This is a genomic window from Pseudobdellovibrionaceae bacterium (genome assembly GCA_020635075.1).
Classification (GTDB): Bacteria; Bdellovibrionota; Bdellovibrionia; order Bdellovibrionales; family UBA1609; genus JADZEO01.
In genome coordinates this window covers 1826145-1842505 of sequence record JACKAM010000001.1, presented here as the reverse complement: position 1 = coordinate 1842505, position 16361 = coordinate 1826145, and the positions used below count along the sequence as shown (strand labels likewise).

Sequence of the window (16361 nt, the reverse complement as noted above, 5' to 3'; positions counted from 1 at the left end):
AAACAATTGGTGAAACCTCAATGAGAGATCGCTAATCCGGTCTCATTTTGAGACGGCTCGGATCGCTCATCCCTTCGGGGAGTGATCTGTGTTAAAATGAGAACCAGGTCAGGACGGCCGGGTTAACAGTATGTACCCCTAGGGGTTGGGGTGCATATGGGGAAATGGACATGAGGTCGAATAGCTTCTTAGGTAGTTTTCTTAGTTCTATTGTTCTCTTTCGAACCCTCTTAGGGTTCCTGGTTGGCATTTGCCTGACACTTTCTTTTTCCACCAAAGCCATGACTGAAGGCGAATTCCTGATGGAAATGGAGGCTCACATACTCCGCGTGGTGAGAATGGGGAGACATCTGCTAGAATCTTCGGACTTTCGCGCTCAGTTCCCTGAGATTGCCAAACTCGACAAAGAACAGGTCTTGGGTTTTCTTGCTCGTCATGATGCCGCCAAAATCCGCCAGGATCGGTCCACCCTTCGTGCTTACAATCTGCCGCGTGTGGCTGAAGGGTCGATGGCAGAAAGGCTTGGCTCTCTTCACGGAGTGAATTTTGGCGAGCTGTCCGGAGCGGAAAGAGAACAGGTTCAGGCCTTGGTGCAGCGTTTGAACGATGCCGATAGGGCGATTGGGCGTACCTATTTGCATGAGAATGGACTCCTTGATCGGAAAGGTCGACTGACCAATCGGGCAAGAGTTCTTTTGGAGTTTGAGAAGGCCCTGGATACTGGAGACCGATACTTTGCCAGTGTGGATGCCCTCAAGAGTTCAGGGAAAACAGAGTTTGGCAAAGCCATGAAGCCGGCAAGTGAGTTTCTTGGTGATTCTCTCGGCGGCAAGGTGGCCCACTACATGGAAACCTCTCCCAAGTTCAATTATGGCGAGGTGACCCGAGGGCTAAAGGCTTCGACCTACAAACTTACTCGCATAGCAACCGGGAAATCGGTGGACTTCTTTCTTGTGCGAGAGGGAAATCTCAGCCATCCGCCTGTGCCATTGCGCGCCCGACTCTACCGCGTGTATGGTCCCAAGGGGAAATATGATCTCAAGGGGGGCGGGAAGAAAGCCGCTCGCGCACTTGGTAGGGGGCTGCGCAAAATGTCCTCGAGTGGGGTTCTGACATTCGCGGGCGCGGGAGTGGCGGCAGTCTTAGCTCCGGCGGGAGAAAAGGCAGAGGCGGCCATCGACACCTTGTTTGGAGGGTCAGATGCTTACGCTGCGACTCACGGGTCAGCGCTGATTAGTGAGCCCGGCGGTATCGATGCCTTTTTCAATCTTCCGCTTCACGAACAGCAAAGGTTGCGAGATACCTATGTCACGGTGGATGACATGGCTGAGAAGTTCTACCCCCATATCGAGGGCATTCAGTGCTACAGCGACCGAACCGTTCTGGAGCTTAAGCCTGAAAAGAAGAAAGGAAGACGATGGGTCGAATTTTCCAAAGACCCCAATGGCAAAGTCACGCGCATTCGCAATCACTATGAGAATTCTGAAAGGTACTTGGGCTTTACTGCCTATGTGGATCACCACGAGGCCCTAAGTTCGGTTCGCTACCACCGCCTCCAAGGGCTGTTTCATGAGGTACCTCTTCAGGATTTGCAGTACCGCGCTCGTCGCACCGAGTGGGAGGTTAAGGTGACCCCCCAGAGAATGCGGGCGGGCGATCAGATTATAAGTTTGTTTACCGTCCAAAAAGAAACCATTTCTGAGTGCTGTCAGGACAAGTCCTGTGTCCAAGGTTTTAAGAGTGGATCGCCAATCAAAGAGGCTGATGGTAAGCCTCGTCCCACCTTCAAAACCACTGGTGGTGCCTTTTGATCTAAAAGAAGCCAATTCTGTGGTAGGGAGTCCACGACAGCTGAAAAAGAGCCGTGACTTCTCTTGGCGCCAAGGGCGAATTGAATTCCCCGACACCCAACATGATCTGGTACTCACCCCGTCGATGACTCACATTGAGCGTGTTCATGCGAGAGAAGCCTTTAATTTTGTCCATTTGCCCATAGACATTGAGAAACAAAACTGACCAGTCTTCGTAGATCTTGTAGCCAAGTGCTGAGGTCAAAATCTCGACTCTATCGCCTATGCCACGAGCTTCAAGACCCATCACTTCTTCTGCAAAATTCTGTGTCTCAGTGGCAGCAGAAAGGTCCGTTTGTCGAAAGCGGGTGGCAAAAAAGGCCTTGCCATAGCCAAGGGCCAACCGCCCTTCTATGTATTGCTTCTGAAAGTCATCTTCGCAGTTCAGACGATCGCAGTCGTAATCTTTGTATTCTTTTGTGTTGGTGATCCATTCTTTTCCCACCCGCAGGCCAAAGAAAGAAATGGGGAAGACATCGAAATAGATCTCGCCTGAGTTGTAGGAGATGGCGGTGCTGGCCTGGTACCCCGGACGAAGATAGCCGTAGAAAACTCCCTTGGATTCTAGGGAGTCAGCCCCCCAAGTAGGGAAGCCATAGCCGCCTTCAAAATTAAGCGTTCCACCGATGGGATAGGCCCGCGCCGTCACGTTGGCTTCAAAATCATATCCAGCAAAGGCGAAATCACCCCAAGAGAATGCGCTCACCAATAGGGCCCATAGAAGGGGGGAGAATGGAGTTCTAAACATGAAGATGTTCTTACCATGTCCCAAAAAGGAGGGCCAGGTTGGTCTGGGATTGTGGAAAAATTGGTATGTATGGGGCTTAGACACTGTCCAAAGCCTTGGCGGTAATTTGCCGCCAGCTATACCTCATTTGGCGAGGTGAGCGAGGGTGGCTGGAACGCATCTTGCGAAGAACATGTATTGGATGATCAGTGAGGGGACCTGTTTGAGCGATAACGGGAGCTTGAACAATGGGTGGACCTCGTCTTTTTTTTCTAACAATTTCGATAGCCGTGATGGGTTTGAGCTGCTCCGAGAACCGCTTTTCTATGGACAAGGCGGGAACGGACTCCAATCAACCGCAGCCAGCAAATGAAGGTCAGGGAGGAGAGGATCCTCGCTATCCCGGTCGCGGAGAGCCAGGGCCGGGATTGGCCTTTGGCCACTTCGATCTGGATACTTCCTCAAAAGTTTACTCTCCAAGCGATGGCGAAACCGACCGTCATATCCACGAATACGACGATAAGTATGATGTACGCCATGTGGACTTCTTTTATATGTTGGACTCAAAGCTTAAGGAAATCCATGAACTTATTCCCGAGGGGATTCCCTTTCGCATTGTCGTCGCTAACGCCCACCTTTCCCGAGGTGGGTTTTTGGACATCAATGGACGATTTCAACGGGCTGTCGACTATCAGGCCCGTGTAAACTCCTTTTTAAAGGGGACAACAACAGCTCTGGATACTTTTGTATTAGGGGCAGCTGGGCCCGGCCAGGTGCAGTTGACGAAGTTTTCTCTTCACTTTGACGAGGATGCCATTGTCAGTGGCGGGCTCATTCCCACCCAGACGGGGTGTGTTGTAAAAAATGATCCTGGCCAAAAAGGCGAATACCGCAACGGAGCACTCACCATACAGGCATTGGCTGCAGATCGTTTTGCACTCGATCCTGGGACTGGGGTGGCCACTAAAGATGGGGGTCTTCTTTGGGAGGCGACCATCTTTTGGCACAAAGAAGGGGCCGGTTGTTACTAGGGCCGTTGGGAGACAAACTCGCTGCGAGGCTCGGCCAGTGCCCCCGAGACTCGATCCAGATTTGAGCCGTTCAAGCACTCGGTGATCACAAATGGTGAGGTGGGTCCGACCACATAAGCAAAGTCCCGTAAAATGACTCTCTCACAACTGGCATTTGGGGTGCCATCTTGCCAATTACCATTGGCGAAAAGGCATTTCCCGCCCGGATATTGAGTGGTCTTCACCTTAATGGCCGAGAAGATCATATCAGTGTAAAAGACTCGTCCCGAGCAGGCTTCTGTCACATCAGACCCAGCAACAATGTTAGGGCCACACCAGTCCCACTGAAATCTGACTTCTGCGGACTCCTGGCAGGAAACGGCGAGCTTCTGGCCGTCCCCACCGCCTTTGGTGCGGAAGCCCTTCTTTCCACAGGCCACGCTGTGGCTCAAGAAAGCAAAAACATTGATCGCAATCAGTATTCGAATTATCACCGACCCGCCCCCGGAATATAAAGTTAGGCTATCACGAATTATCGAAATGGCCCACCATGCCTTAACGGGCTGTTTCTTCATATACCTTGGTCCAAAAAAAGGCAGCCTAGTACCCCGTACTAGACTGCCCCGAACTAATTCTGTGTGTGTGGTTGGTTAACGATTTCGAGGCATGAGTGCGACCTCCATGCCTCCTGGGTTGGATGTTATGGAGTCTAATTTCTGAACGGGGACCTTGGTGGCCCCAGGCTTTTGTTTAGTCTCTGTTGCCTTAAAGGAAACTCGAATGACTCGGCGAGCATCCCGGCTTTGCCCCTTCGCACGAGTCACTTTTGACGAGCGCTTATTAATGGCGCGAACCCTTGTCTTCTTTATAACTTTTGTTTTCTTTGTTTTGCTGACAGCTCGTTTTGTCTTGAGTCGCTTAGAGACTGTCTTTGGTTTCACTTTTTTGACGGAAGGGACCTCGTCAGATGAGATCACTTCAACCATTTTGGTCGTGGTCTTTGGGGCGACCTTTGTATTTGCGACCTTCAATTGTTTTCTATTTGTTTGAGCAGCATTAACTGTTGATACGTTGATAAGACCGAAGATCAAACAAGCAACGAACAGCAGAAACCCGCTCACCGCGTTTATTAGGCGGCGATCCTTCCCCTTCATTTTTGATTCCCCCCTGCAATGCTATTCACTTCAGTTTCAAAATCCGTTCCAGTGAGAGAGGGGCAAATTATTGAAATCGAAGGAGAATATTCAGGTGTTTATTGAGACAATGTGTAAGTTGTGAACTGTGATTTGTTTCGCTTTGAAATCCACCTAGGAATTCTTGAGCAGAATCAATTGCTTTGAGTTTCCCCTGAACAATTGGAAAGTTTCTGAAACTGTCTAAACAATTTATGCATGATTTTGAAACACTGATTTGGATCAAATTATTACGGAGTCATAACAAGCAAGTCCGGTTTCTCCCTCTGAATGCGAACTCCACAGGGACTTTCCGGTCTTTTGCGGAGATCAGCTTTTAATCTCATCTTAACTCTCAGTTAGCCTCTTGGCTGTATTTTGCAAAAGGTTTGCTTAAGAAACAAAAATTCTTTTGTCGAAATGGTCATGTCCTTATTAGAATTAAAGTCGATCAATTTATTGTGTTGTTTAACAGTTGTGTTGAGGATCGTGCGTGACGAGTCAGTGCCAATCACCTTTGCATTGCCTAACAGGATCTCTGGTAAAAGAAAGTAATAAGAGTTCTGAGCTTTGGGATAAGCTCAGAGAGGAAATGGTCGAGGTTCACCTAAATCCAGGCGAGATCCTTAGCCAGAAAACCACCCCATTTGAGGGCATCGCCTGGGTCAGACAGGGGTCCCTGCACCGAAGAATCCAAAATGGCGCCAATCAATTTGTCTTAGCTCAGATCATGGTGGAAAAGGACCTCTTGGGATTGGAGTGCCTGTTTGATGAAGGTCATTGCCAGGATGTATTTCGTACCAGAGAAAAAACCACCCTCAACTTGTTCCCCAGGAAACTCATCAAAAAACTGGTCAAGGAGTCTCCAGCTGTGGCCTACCACTTCTTTCACAGCCAATCAGAGAACTTCCGCGAGTTGATGACCCACCTTCAGGTCTTGTCCAACAAGAGCCTGTTGGCGAGAACCGCAGCTGGTATTCTGTACTTCAACCGTAAGCTGGGCCCTCGTGTTTGGACCAACCGTGAGTTGGCCACTTGGGCCGGAGTGACCCAAGAAGGTGTGGGGCGAAGCTTTACCAATTTGATTGGCAGCGGAGTCATTCGCAAGGTGGGGCGTAAGACCTTTATTGAAGAGGAGTCCACCTTGGTGAAGATGGCTAGCGAGTTCAAGAGTCAGGAAGCCCCTCACCTGATTTCGTATTTGGTCCGCCAATCGGCCCACTAAACCAGTAAGCAGTGTGACAAAATAGTCGAACATTGAGGCCAATCAGTGTTTTAGCTTCCTACTTTGGTCGGGAGCTATGGTAGGCTTTTTCAAAAGGCCAATACGAGGAGGGCTGCCATGCAAAAAGGATTTTGCCGGCTAAAGCTTCAGCTTGCCGTTTTGTTTTCCATTTCCATTTCATTTTCGGCTTGGGCATTTGGGCCCCAGAGTGTTTTCGATCAGGATGGGAGAAGGCTTCCTGATCGGGATGTGAATTCGGGTCGTGTGGCCTGGGAGCTCTTGTCGATCCGGCAGCACGGAGAGTTTGGTGCCATGGGTTTACTGAGCGCCGGCTTTTTTGGCGGCGGTTGTTCGGCCACCATGATTGATGTTGGTGGAAGTGATCAATCTCCGGCCTACATCGTGACTAATGGTCACTGCCTGATGAATGGCTATCCTGGCCCAGGTGAGTTTATTATCGATCGCCCACCGGCCAGAGGAATGTCTTTTACCGCTCGTTATTTTCGCGACGCTAGTCGTGAGAGGGAGACCTTTCAGGTTGAGCGAGTCGAATACGCCACCATGACGGGAACCGATATGGCTCTGATGAGACTCTCCGCCACCCGAGCCCAAGTTGCCGCTAAGGGACTACAGGGTTTTCCCATTGCCCGGCAGGCGCCTGTCCTCGGCGAGCCGGTGGTTAATGTGGGGATCCCCCAAAGTGGCCTAAGAGAAAGGTATTTGCGCCGAAGTCAGTGCGAAATCCTGGAGCAGGTTGATCTCGAAGAGGGTGGATGGGAGTTCACGGGCTCTTTCCGCAATAAGTGCAGTGTGGTTGGAGGCTCCTCGGGGTCTTCTCTGGTGTCAGCCGTGAGTGGGGAAATTGTGGCCCTAATCAACACCGGCGTGAGCGACAGCACTCCCACTCCCTGTCGGACCAATCACCCCTGTGAGGTGACCAAGGGAGGCGGGCGAAGTTCGCGACCTGAATTCAACTATGCCCAACGGGTCCACGAATTGGCCGCCTGCTTTGATGGGCAAGGGGTCTTTCGCCTCAACGATCCCCAGTGTCGTCTGCAGAGGTGATCTTATCCCGGGAGCTTTCCGCGGTGGAAGCGCAGGGAAAAGGAAATCACTTCTGAGTTGGCGCTGCTGTCCACATCCTCAGACATGCGAATGGTCTGGAGGAGGACATCCAAGTGAGAAAGAATCAGATCCATATATCGTGGGGAAATCCGCCGGAACATTTCGGCGGATTTTAGTCGCTCCATGGTGAAGAACTTGGGCCTTTCCGAATCGTATTGGTCAAGGATCCTGTAGAGTTCGCTGAGCGATTTTCCGTCGGCAGCCGGAAAGCGAAATTCGGGGTACGAGGCCTGAATCCCTTCGCCATCAATAAAGGCGATTTTATTGTTCTTAAAATCCTTTAAAGCTTCTTTGAGGGCGGACTCAGGGAAGTGAACCAATAGATCATCATATTTGAGTGGGTGGCGACTCAATACCAACAGCAAAAATAGATAGTAATGGTGTTGGGTCTTGGCAATCAGGCCCACTTGTCGCTCTGTGAGGGTTCTTTGCACAATAACGGTTTGTTGCCCGGGCTTTGGTTTTTTTGGTTTAGGAGCCATAGTTGGGAGCTTAATACGCCCGGTGGAGAACAAGTGCTCATGGGATGGGAAGTTGGCTGAGCAAAAGGCCATGATCAGTTCCTCTCCAAAGTGGGCAGGCAGAAGAGCCACTATATTATTGATGACCTTAGATGAAGGCAGGGTCTGGCCGTTTTCAAACCTCTTATAATAGGAGTAGTTGAATTCCAGGTCTGCCCTGGATTCCAGATGCTGATAAAAGGCCCGTGCACTGGGAAAACCCATTTTTTCACGGATTTCTTGTAAGCATTTCCCGATCATTTCTCACCTAGGTCCTATTTCTACTATCGGTAGAAATTCTAAAAATTGAAGAGATGAGAACCGACTTTTGTTGGGTTACAAGCTGTCTCAGATTAGGACAACGGGAGATGGAATGAATTCGGGAATGATTGGGATTATAGGATTGCTGTCTAGTGCCCTTATGTCACTGACAGTACTCGCTGCCCCCATTACCAATTTCGCCGCCTCCCAGCTAGATCCGTATTGTGGCGAGCCCCTTTATCAGTCTCTGGCCTTTGACGTCGTCGATTTACAGACTGCTTATGAGAATGGGGACGTTACAAAGAGGGAAAGAGATGACCTGATCAGGGACTGGACCGCAACCTGGGATCAAGAGATCCAGCGCTGCCTACTCGAACTTCACCGCCGGTCCATCAGACTGGGCGACCAGGAAGGGAATCAGAACATCGCCAAGGGCGATGGCTTGAAATTCCCACCCGTATCGGCCCCGTTGGCTGCCTTGGATACAAAGGGCACCATTGGTCCAATTGAGACCACTGACGGTCTTGAGCATGCGGCGGATCTTGGCGTGCGCATGGAGTTGCCTGAGACCATGGATGGAGACCAGTACATTCGCGACGCAATGACGACCCGCGAGCGAATGAAAAACCGATGGGCCAGTCTGATTGAGACGGTTGTCCACGGTGTCGAAAGAGTCGATTGATTTTGAAGTTGTTGCTTACAAGTTTAGTGTCGAAAAGAATAGTTTTTCAAAAGTCACCATAGCCTCCTAATGCCCCAATAACCCGTTGTCAGGCCCTCGGATTCGCTTTTCAGACAGGCGAATCCGGGGGTTTGCCATTTTTCCCCTCGAACATTCTAAGTTCTTAGTTTTATTTCGTTTCTCTTATCTAACAATGTGGGAACTCCAGTGCCGCTTTTGGGAACCTGGAGACATTAATATAGACAGTTTTGTTGGTGTCATGACCTCATCAATTGGTTCTGACGAATAAATTACATGGCATGACCTGTGCTAACACCATCCCCGAAGAACTAAAAGTGACTATATATGTGGTGAAGTCAGTGACTTTGCCTCAAGTGATTTGTCGAAACCCTGAACTCATAACGGAGTACATATTATGATAACGGCACGTACCCTTTTAATCGCCAGCCTGGCTTTGGCGCAGTCATTTCCAGTTTATGCCGAGACTGCGGCATCGGGCTTACCAGTGGCCAACGTGACCCCTCTCGCCGGCCTCGGTGGTGGTGGAACTTTTGTTGGGAACGCTGGACAATATGACATCAATGCAGTGACCCAGGATAACTCCCGCATCGCCGGCGACTTGATTAAGCAGGCGACGGACATTCAAAATATTGACCGGGAATACTTGAAAGCTGTTGTTGACCGCCTGAACTCCCAGCTGCAGAACCTGGCTCGATTGCAAAAGCAATTTACGGAGCTCAGCCAAAAATCTCAGGTTCAATCCTATATTCCGCTTGAGGATTATTTGAAGTTGGTGAACGAAATCAACGAAGCCAGTCAGATTCTGGAAAATGACATCTTGACCTTGGCGTCCATTTCGCGGGAGAGCTTGCCTTCTTACAATCCTTTGGAAATCGGTAACCTTAAGGTTTCAGTGAGCACTGTGGGTAACATCAACTTTGCTCCCCTGATGGGCAAGGTGGATGCTCAGCGGGTAGGAATTCTGACTGCCATGAATAACACCCAGTTCCCCAACATGCAGTCTCGCCTGGGCCAGGCCGTTGCCATCACCCAAAGTGCCTTGACGCCCAACTTGAGTGGAATTCGTATTTTGACTGAAGCTGAAATGCAGGAAAAGATTGATTTGGTTTCATTAAAGCTCACCTGGAGCAAGAAGACCAAGCAGTATGCCAACGACATGGCTAGCATCGCCGTGACCCAGATTCTGAACTTCATTCAGGACTACGGAACCGGTGAATGGCTGCGTTGGCGGAGTGACAATGACAGTACAGCCCGCGAAGCGGCCTTTGCTCAGATCAGCCAGGCCTTTTTTATGCGCTCCTACCTGCGCCGTAAATATGGTGTGCGTCTTGGTGCCATTCAGACTGTCGACTACGATAAAAAGCTAGCTAACTTGGAAGACCTCACTTATCAGCCCATGCTTCAGGCTCTAAAGTCCCTTCGTCGGGAAGTGGCCATGACCCAGGCTGATGTGGCTCGCGCCTTTGAAAATGCGCGAAACTTTGTTGAGCTCTATGACAAGAAACTCACTCCTACATTTAAGTCGGGAGAGGAGATTTTGTCAGATCCTGTGAAATTTGACGTTAACACGGGCAAACTTAAAGAGTATGCATCGCAGAACACGGGCGTGATGGTTCGGGCGAATGCCTTGATCAATACAATTACCGGTCAAGATGCAGCGGCCGAAGCTCTTTTAATGATGATGCGCCTGATCTTGTCCGACTCTATGGAGGAAATGTTCCTCTATGTGAACGACAGCGCTGGAATGGCCAATTACCACACGGCCAAGTACCGTTCGACCGATGGGCTTAAAGCGGCCTACAACACCCGCGTTTGTTCATTTGATACTTATCTTCCTGAAGTGGCGGTCAAACAAGTGTGTAAAGGTAAGGCCGCCAAGCCTCCTCAGATCACCAATGGCGCCTCAGGGCCTGAGGTCTTCTTTAAGCTTCTCACTCAGATCGAAACCGTTGAAAAAGGCAAACGCCAAGAGGCCACCTTTGCCCAACAGCTGGTGGATGCCCAGATCCGCATCGGCCAAGCTGCGACCGGTGGAGCTGAAGAAGCGCAAGAAGTCCTGGATATGTTCAAGTAAGGCCACATAGGTCTATCGTCGTGAATCGTAAATGACGGGTCCATGTTTTGGGGCCGTCATCTTAAGGAGAACGGAAATGAGAAATTTCTGGTTAGTATTGCTCGGCCTGACCACAGCATTGGTGACGGGCATTTCCCAAGCGGAAATCCGCGAGACCGGCGGAGAGTATTATGACAAACCCCACCGAGCACCGCTGCCCATTCAGCAGCCGGTGGTTCGCGAGTCGGTCATGGGCTCGTGCGGTGTGGATTTGCCCCTTGGTCAGTCCTACAAGGCTCAACCCTTGGGTGTGACCTGCGGGCAAACCCAGACGCAAAGAAATCTGCGTCTTCCTTTGGAGATCCCAGAGGATATTGCAGACGAGTGGGATGTCATGTCCCGCAGTGGCCTGGCCGACGCCCAGGTGCGCATGCAGAAGATTCGTCAACAGTCCTACGAGTGGACGGGCACCCTTGACCTACCGGTCACCGAGTCCTGGAATTTCGAGGAACTGGTAGGCGATTACGACTCCCGTTTTGGGATGGAGCCCTTTAATACCACTTGTTATGTGGATCGCGAGGAATCCTACGACTGTTCCTATGACGAAGACATCAGAGAGTGTATTCCTGATCCTGTTGATACAACTCCCTCCTTCGGTGGAAGCAAGGGCGGTGGGTTCAGTTCACCTGGTGGCGGAGGCGGTGTCTTTCGCGGCGGTGATAGTGGTTCAGGCGAGCGCCTTAATCGCAAATCCTGGGATGATTCCCGAAATGACGAAATTCCCCAGTTTCTCCTTGATGCTCTCAATGTTGAAGATCGCCGACCTGCCAGTTGTACCTGGAAGACCACGGGCACGCGTCGGGTGAACAAGACTTGCTGGAAATCCATTTCTCCCCGCAGCTATCCTTGCGTCAAGCAGAGGCCCAAGTGGGGAACATGGTTTGAGACCCGCACGGTATCTCGCCGCTGCCGCACTCAGCAGATCACATACAAGGCCTCCTTTGAGAAAGACCCAGATTGGGTGCCCGGCTATAAGGACCCGAACCAACCCGATGTGAGGAGTTATTTGGATATTCTTCCCAACAAGTGGGATTTGCTCCCAGGGGAGCAGGAAGAAATTTTGATTTCTGGAAATCGCACCGAGGGAAGAAGCCTGAGCCCGGCGGTTCAGATTCGCAACGCTATCCCTAAGCGTGACAAGTCTTGGAACGACTATCAGGTCTCTATTGAGCCTTCATCTCCCAAATGTGAGGTGGGCTTTAATCCCTCGATCACCATTGGCATTCACACTCTCGGACGCAATTTTCAACAGGCTCCCAATTCATTGGTGTTGGCAGCAAAACCCTTGAGCTTTCAGCCGGGGAAATCCCGACCTGAGAAGCTGCACTTGGTGGACAACTCCCGTGAGGTGCAACTGCAAGCGGCCGAGCATTCACGAGACTTTGCTCATCGTAAAGCTGACGGACCTGGTGAGGCCTACTTGGACAATGGCAGCCCGGTGAAGGGTGCATCGGCCTCGGGAGGTTATTGGCAGGAGTCCGTTTTTAAGATGCGCCTCATTCGCAAAGACAAGTGGGGTCGCGAAGTTCGTGTGACAATCCCGAATATCTTTAATTCGAACGTCGGTGAAATCATTGGCGACACCATCAACGTGTCCCTTGAAGGCCGTGACGGCCTTGATCGACTCTATCGTCCTGGCGGACCTTTTGAGGTGATCTTTGGCGGCCTTTACAAGCACTTTGGAGTCGAGCTGACTCCGGATACTGAGTACATGCTTTTGGTGCAAACGGTCTCTCGCGGACTTCCGTTCTATGAGTCCGGATGTAAGGGCGGCAAGGCCGTCTGTGAAGGAGAAGAGGCAAGCACCGATGCTTACAGTGAGGCCATTGCCATTCCATTTACCACCGATAAAAAGGTGGATAACCGTAGCTGGTTTAAGAAGTTCAAGGACTGGCAAGAAAACTTTGTGATTTTCTAAGGAGAACTGGAAATGAAAACCTGGTTAAACTACATTTTATCGCTGACTTTGGCTTTGAGCCCAGTGAGTGCTTTGGCCGCCAGCTCTCCCGGTGACGCCGGCAAACAGGTTTCAGCAGCTGAAGCCGACGCGGTGACTCCTGAGCGAGTCAGTCGGGTCATTTACGATTTAGATGCTTTCGATAAACTCATCAATGATTTGGCTCGGGCAGAGATTCAGGTCGGCGGGATTGCCCAGGGCTCGAATGTCTCCACTGGGATCTCGAAGGCGGTCTTCCAGGATGTGTACGCCAAGTTTGCGGGTGCCATCGACCTGGCCAACGACATTCTTTTGAGCGACAAGTTGTCCGAAACTCAACGCAATGAGTACCTGCGAGATCTGTTTCCGGCTCTCGGCAATGTCGTTTTTAAGGTTCTGCGCTCTCAGGGCGAGGATGTCGTCAATGACAGGGACATGGAATCCCAAGTCAAAGATCTTGGAATTGCAAAGATGGTGCTCAGGGAGTTTGTGCTCGACGTGAAGTCGTGGTTTACCTTTCATCCGACCACGTTGGATGGGGAAACTATGGCCGGTGAGCGGGCCTGGGGTCCTCGAAGTCGGGTTCGACGCGACAAGCTTTCTCAGTCGATAATCGAAGAACTTCAGCGTCTGTCCACTGAAGGTATTGCTAACATCAAAGATTCAGAACTCCGCCACAAGGCTGAGAGATTCTGGGTCAACAAAGTGGTCAACACCGCCGGACAGTTGCGCCAGGGTCGGTACACGGCCCAGAGGATCACGGCTCTGACTTATTTGGGCTTTGCGATTTGGGGTCTTATGGCTCCCCATGTGGATGCCATTGGCCTGATCGATGGTCGTAGTGAGAACTCTCTTTTCGTCTCCTCCGTCTTCTATTTCACGGTCTGGGCTGTGATTGCCATGTTCAAGGCCTCATCCATTTCGACGACGACTTTAAGAATGATTGCCGAACTTAAGGAAATGATCATTGAGGGCTCGGTTGCCACCCGGGTTAAGGCCGAGACCTTTTTTGAACGCCTGGGCAAAAACACCACCGGCCTGGTGGGTATGTGCCGCTTAAATGTGAGGTTTAACACCCCTCACCTTCGCGGCAAGCAGTAACCCGTTAGACCTAATGTCCTCAAAGCCCAATTGCTAACGATATAGACGGGCTTTGGGGGCCAGTTCCCCCCTATCTTTTTGACGCCGTCAAGAGCTTGGACGTTCAGATCCAAAATGAGGCGTTTTAAACTGGTCCGATCGTTGCTTCATAGTGATGCAGGTGTGTGGCTTTAGGGTCTTCGAGATGCTCGGGGGAACGACTACTATGTTTGCGCGAACAAGCACACTACTTCTTTTTCTCATTTCATGGACATTGATTTCCTGTGACGACGCCTCATTTTCCAAGGCGGGAGAGAAGGATTCGCCTGCTCAGGTTTTTGTTGTCGACATCGTCGACGAGCAAAATGAGTTCACTCCCGAAGAACAACAGCACATTGAGGAGACGGTGGAGGAGAATAAGTGTGGCGAAGACGACGAGGGCAAAAAGGTCGACATTTGCCACTTCCCACCCGGCAACCCAGAGAATTATCATACTGTCTGTGTGAGTATTCGTGCTCTTGGCGCTCACATTGGTCGTCACGGCCACGAGGGTGAAAGAGATTATGTGGGTAAATGTGGCCAGCCGGTCCAGGGCGACGATGATGATGATCATGAGGGCGACGATGATGACCACGATGGCGAGGGCCATTGTCGATTGGCCAAACCCCCTGCTGTTCCCTAGAAGCACTCCTTCCCCTAAGAGAATGGACACTGTCAAAGAGTTCGACGTTCTAGTCCAAATTAGAAGGTTCAGAGTCGGTCTAATGCTTGCTCTATAGATCTATGGGCACGATTCGGTAGGGCTAGGGGGCACATCATGATCCGTTTTATTCCGTTTTTAATCCTGATATTCCTATCAGGGTGGATTGTCTCATGCGGCGAGACTCGCTTTTCTTCAGACATTGATCCCAACCATGTTAAAGCCAGCGATGTGGTGGATGAGGACACTCCTCGAACGGGGGAGGAACAGGAAATCATTGATCGCGTGGTGGAAGAGAATATCTGCGACGACAAGGGCAAAAAGGTCCGCATTTGTCATATCCCACCCGGAAATCCAGCTAATCGTCACACCATCTGCATTGGCTACCCTGCTTTAAAGGCCCACGTGGGTTGCCACGGGGTGGATGATGACCGCGACTATGTTGGCCACTGCGATACAGATGGCGACGATGATGACGACGACGATGATAACGGCGATGATGACGGCGGCGAGATCAGCTAAGCCTTAGAGACTATGGTGGGGTTCTCCCCGCAATTTTTGTTGGAAACCTGAATTGGCCCGAATCCAGAGTTCGGGCCTTTTTTATTGGCTGGCCCGGAACATTGGCAGCAGAGGATAGAGCTCCATAATGGCGGCCCGATCGTAGTTGTAAATCAGGTGGTTTTTGCTGTCATAGGACATGATACTTTGAGTGCCATCAAATTGATGGTCAAGTCCTAGGAAGTGGCCAAACTCATGACGAACAATGCGCAAGAACTCTTGCCTCAAGGCAGCCGATCCCTCTGGGTGGCGGTACTTATCAAACTCCCGCTTCATCAGAAAAATATCCGAGTCCTGAATATAGCCGGTAGCCTGGTTAGGCAGGCTGTAGGTGAGCCCAGGATTAGTGACTCTTTGATCATATTCCATCAGGTAATTGTCCACCACTTGCAGACAGGAAAAGTTAAGGTCTGAAAAGGGTGGGTACTCGGTAGCCGTTTTGACTTGAACGCGCAGGCGAGAGCCCAATACGTGATTCCAGTCTTGAATTCCCTCGCGGATCATATCGGCGTAGCTTTGAGTTTGTTCACCACAGAGGTGGATTTCAACCGTCTTGCGGTTGTCCCAGGGAATGAGCACTCCCGGTCCCCAGACGTAGTTGAATTTGGTGTTCCCTTTGTTTTGGGGAGCCTTCGGACCCTTGCGGTTAAAGGTCAGGGCGAGAAGGATACGGCCCAAATCGTCGGTTTCGACCTTGGCTAATAGGCTGAACATTTGCCCGCCATCAGCCACACTGTAATGAAGGCCGTCAACAGGAACACTCTCATTCTCGACCCGCAGGCTTTTGAGCGTGAGCTCGCCGTCCTCAGCCGCATCAAAATCAAAGGCCATGTGCTTAATGTCGATGGACCACTTCCGTGGTCCCAGCTGAACAAACTTAGCGGGGAGTGCCTTTTTGGCTCCCTCTTCACTTTCGGTGGGGGCGTTTTCTTTTTCTAGATCTCGCCCTTCGGAGGATACGATTTCGGATTTTTCGGTGATTTGCAAAAGGGCCACGACGGAGTATTCGCCCAATTGGGGGATGTCCTCGGCCTTAAAGGGCACTCGGCCATCAAAAGTGGCTCCAGCCACCATCTCCATGGGGTCTCCTTGGACAAACAGAGTCTGAATGGTTCCTTGACTCTTCTTTTTGCTCTTACCGGAGCAGCCTTGAAGGCCAATGCTGAATGACAGAAGCGATGCTAACAGCGATATTCCCAGGAAACCCTTGGTTGTACTGAATTTCACGAAATCCTCCCGTTTGGGCTTCACTATTCAGACTGCGTGCCAATATTTCGTGGTTCATTTCAATAAGTTAGCAAGTGTGGGGTGGGTAGTTTTTTCCATGAATGGGCGATTTAGGGCGAAACCTTCAAAAACTGCCCACTTGATTGTTGGTCCACAAAATCCGTTATCAGT

General features: G+C 50.7%; 15 protein-coding genes. 11 read left to right on the top strand and 4 right to left on the bottom strand.

All coding sequences use genetic code 11. The features are described from left to right. Positions 1 to 170: 170 nt before the first annotated feature. On the top strand, positions 171 to 1811 hold the full coding sequence (locus tag H6624_07995; protein ID MCB9084273.1) for a hypothetical protein: 1641 nt from the start codon (positions 171 to 173) through the stop codon (positions 1809 to 1811). 1 nt (position 1812) lies between these two features. Here the strand turns inward: H6624_07995 and H6624_07990 are convergent, their stop codons facing one another. Further along, entirely contained in the window at positions 1813 to 2556 is a 744-nt protein-coding gene (locus H6624_07990; GenBank protein ID MCB9084272.1) for a hypothetical protein, read from the bottom strand. Positions 2557 to 2825: 269 nt separating this feature from the next. Between H6624_07990 and H6624_07985 the strand changes: the two genes are divergently transcribed. Next, positions 2826 to 3608, top strand: coding sequence for a hypothetical protein (locus tag H6624_07985; GenBank protein MCB9084271.1), 783 nt, complete (start codon positions 2826 to 2828; stop codon positions 3606 to 3608). On the opposite strand, the gene H6624_07980 is transcribed toward H6624_07985, so the two are convergent. Further along, positions 3605 to 4081 carry a hypothetical protein gene (locus H6624_07980; GenBank protein MCB9084270.1) on the bottom strand — a complete coding sequence of 159 codons (477 nt, stop codon included), beginning with the start codon at positions 4079 to 4081 and terminating at the stop codon, positions 3605 to 3607. The genes H6624_07985 and H6624_07980 overlap by 4 nt on opposite strands. A gap of 286 nt (positions 4082 to 4367) precedes the next feature. On the opposite strand from H6624_07980, the gene H6624_07975 reads away from it, so the two are divergent. From H6624_07975 to H6624_07965, 3 genes are all read left to right on the top strand, one after another. After that, positions 4368 to 4637 (top strand): hypothetical protein, encoded by a 270-nt coding sequence (locus H6624_07975; protein MCB9084269.1) that lies wholly within the window; start codon positions 4368 to 4370, stop codon positions 4635 to 4637. A gap of 714 nt (positions 4638 to 5351) precedes the next feature. Next, positions 5352 to 5984, top strand: a complete 633-nt coding sequence (locus tag H6624_07970) for a Crp/Fnr family transcriptional regulator (GenBank protein MCB9084268.1) — start codon at positions 5352 to 5354, stop codon at positions 5982 to 5984. A 117-nt stretch (positions 5985 to 6101) separates the two neighbouring features. Continuing rightward, positions 6102 to 7049, top strand: coding sequence for a trypsin-like peptidase domain-containing protein (locus tag H6624_07965; protein MCB9084267.1), 948 nt, complete (start codon positions 6102 to 6104; stop codon positions 7047 to 7049). A gap of 2 nt (positions 7050 to 7051) precedes the next feature. Here the strand turns inward: H6624_07965 and H6624_07960 are convergent, their stop codons facing one another. After that, complete coding sequence (locus H6624_07960; protein MCB9084266.1) at positions 7052 to 7870, bottom strand: hypothetical protein; 819 nt, start codon at positions 7868 to 7870, stop codon at positions 7052 to 7054. A gap of 112 nt (positions 7871 to 7982) precedes the next feature. Between H6624_07960 and H6624_07955 the strand changes: the two genes are divergently transcribed. The 6 genes from H6624_07955 (at position 7983) to H6624_07930 (ending at position 14924) form a co-directional block, all read left to right on the top strand. Next, on the top strand, positions 7983 to 8552 hold the full coding sequence (locus H6624_07955) for a hypothetical protein (GenBank protein MCB9084265.1): 570 nt from the start codon (positions 7983 to 7985) through the stop codon (positions 8550 to 8552). 415 nt (positions 8553 to 8967) lie between these two features. Then, positions 8968 to 10647 carry a hypothetical protein gene (locus tag H6624_07950; protein MCB9084264.1) on the top strand — a complete coding sequence of 560 codons (1680 nt, stop codon included), beginning with the start codon at positions 8968 to 8970 and terminating at the stop codon, positions 10645 to 10647. A gap of 76 nt (positions 10648 to 10723) precedes the next feature. Next, entirely contained in the window at positions 10724 to 12604 is a 1881-nt protein-coding gene (locus tag H6624_07945) for a hypothetical protein (GenBank protein MCB9084263.1), read from the top strand. A gap of 12 nt (positions 12605 to 12616) precedes the next feature. Then, positions 12617 to 13723: a hypothetical protein gene (locus H6624_07940; protein MCB9084262.1), complete on the top strand. Its 1107-nt coding sequence runs from the start codon at positions 12617 to 12619 to the stop codon at positions 13721 to 13723. 205 nt (positions 13724 to 13928) lie between these two features. Next, positions 13929 to 14384 (top strand): hypothetical protein, encoded by a 456-nt coding sequence (locus H6624_07935; GenBank protein MCB9084261.1) that lies wholly within the window; start codon positions 13929 to 13931, stop codon positions 14382 to 14384. 135 nt (positions 14385 to 14519) lie between these two features. Next, a complete protein-coding gene (locus H6624_07930) occupies positions 14520 to 14924 on the top strand; it encodes a hypothetical protein (GenBank protein ID MCB9084260.1) in 405 nt (134 codons plus the stop codon). Between the two features lie 81 nt (positions 14925 to 15005). Here H6624_07930 and H6624_07925 read toward each other — a convergent pair whose 3' ends face one another. Next, positions 15006 to 16190, bottom strand: a complete 1185-nt coding sequence (locus H6624_07925) for a hypothetical protein (GenBank protein ID MCB9084259.1) — start codon at positions 16188 to 16190, stop codon at positions 15006 to 15008. Between the last annotated feature and the right edge of the window lie 171 nt (positions 16191 to 16361).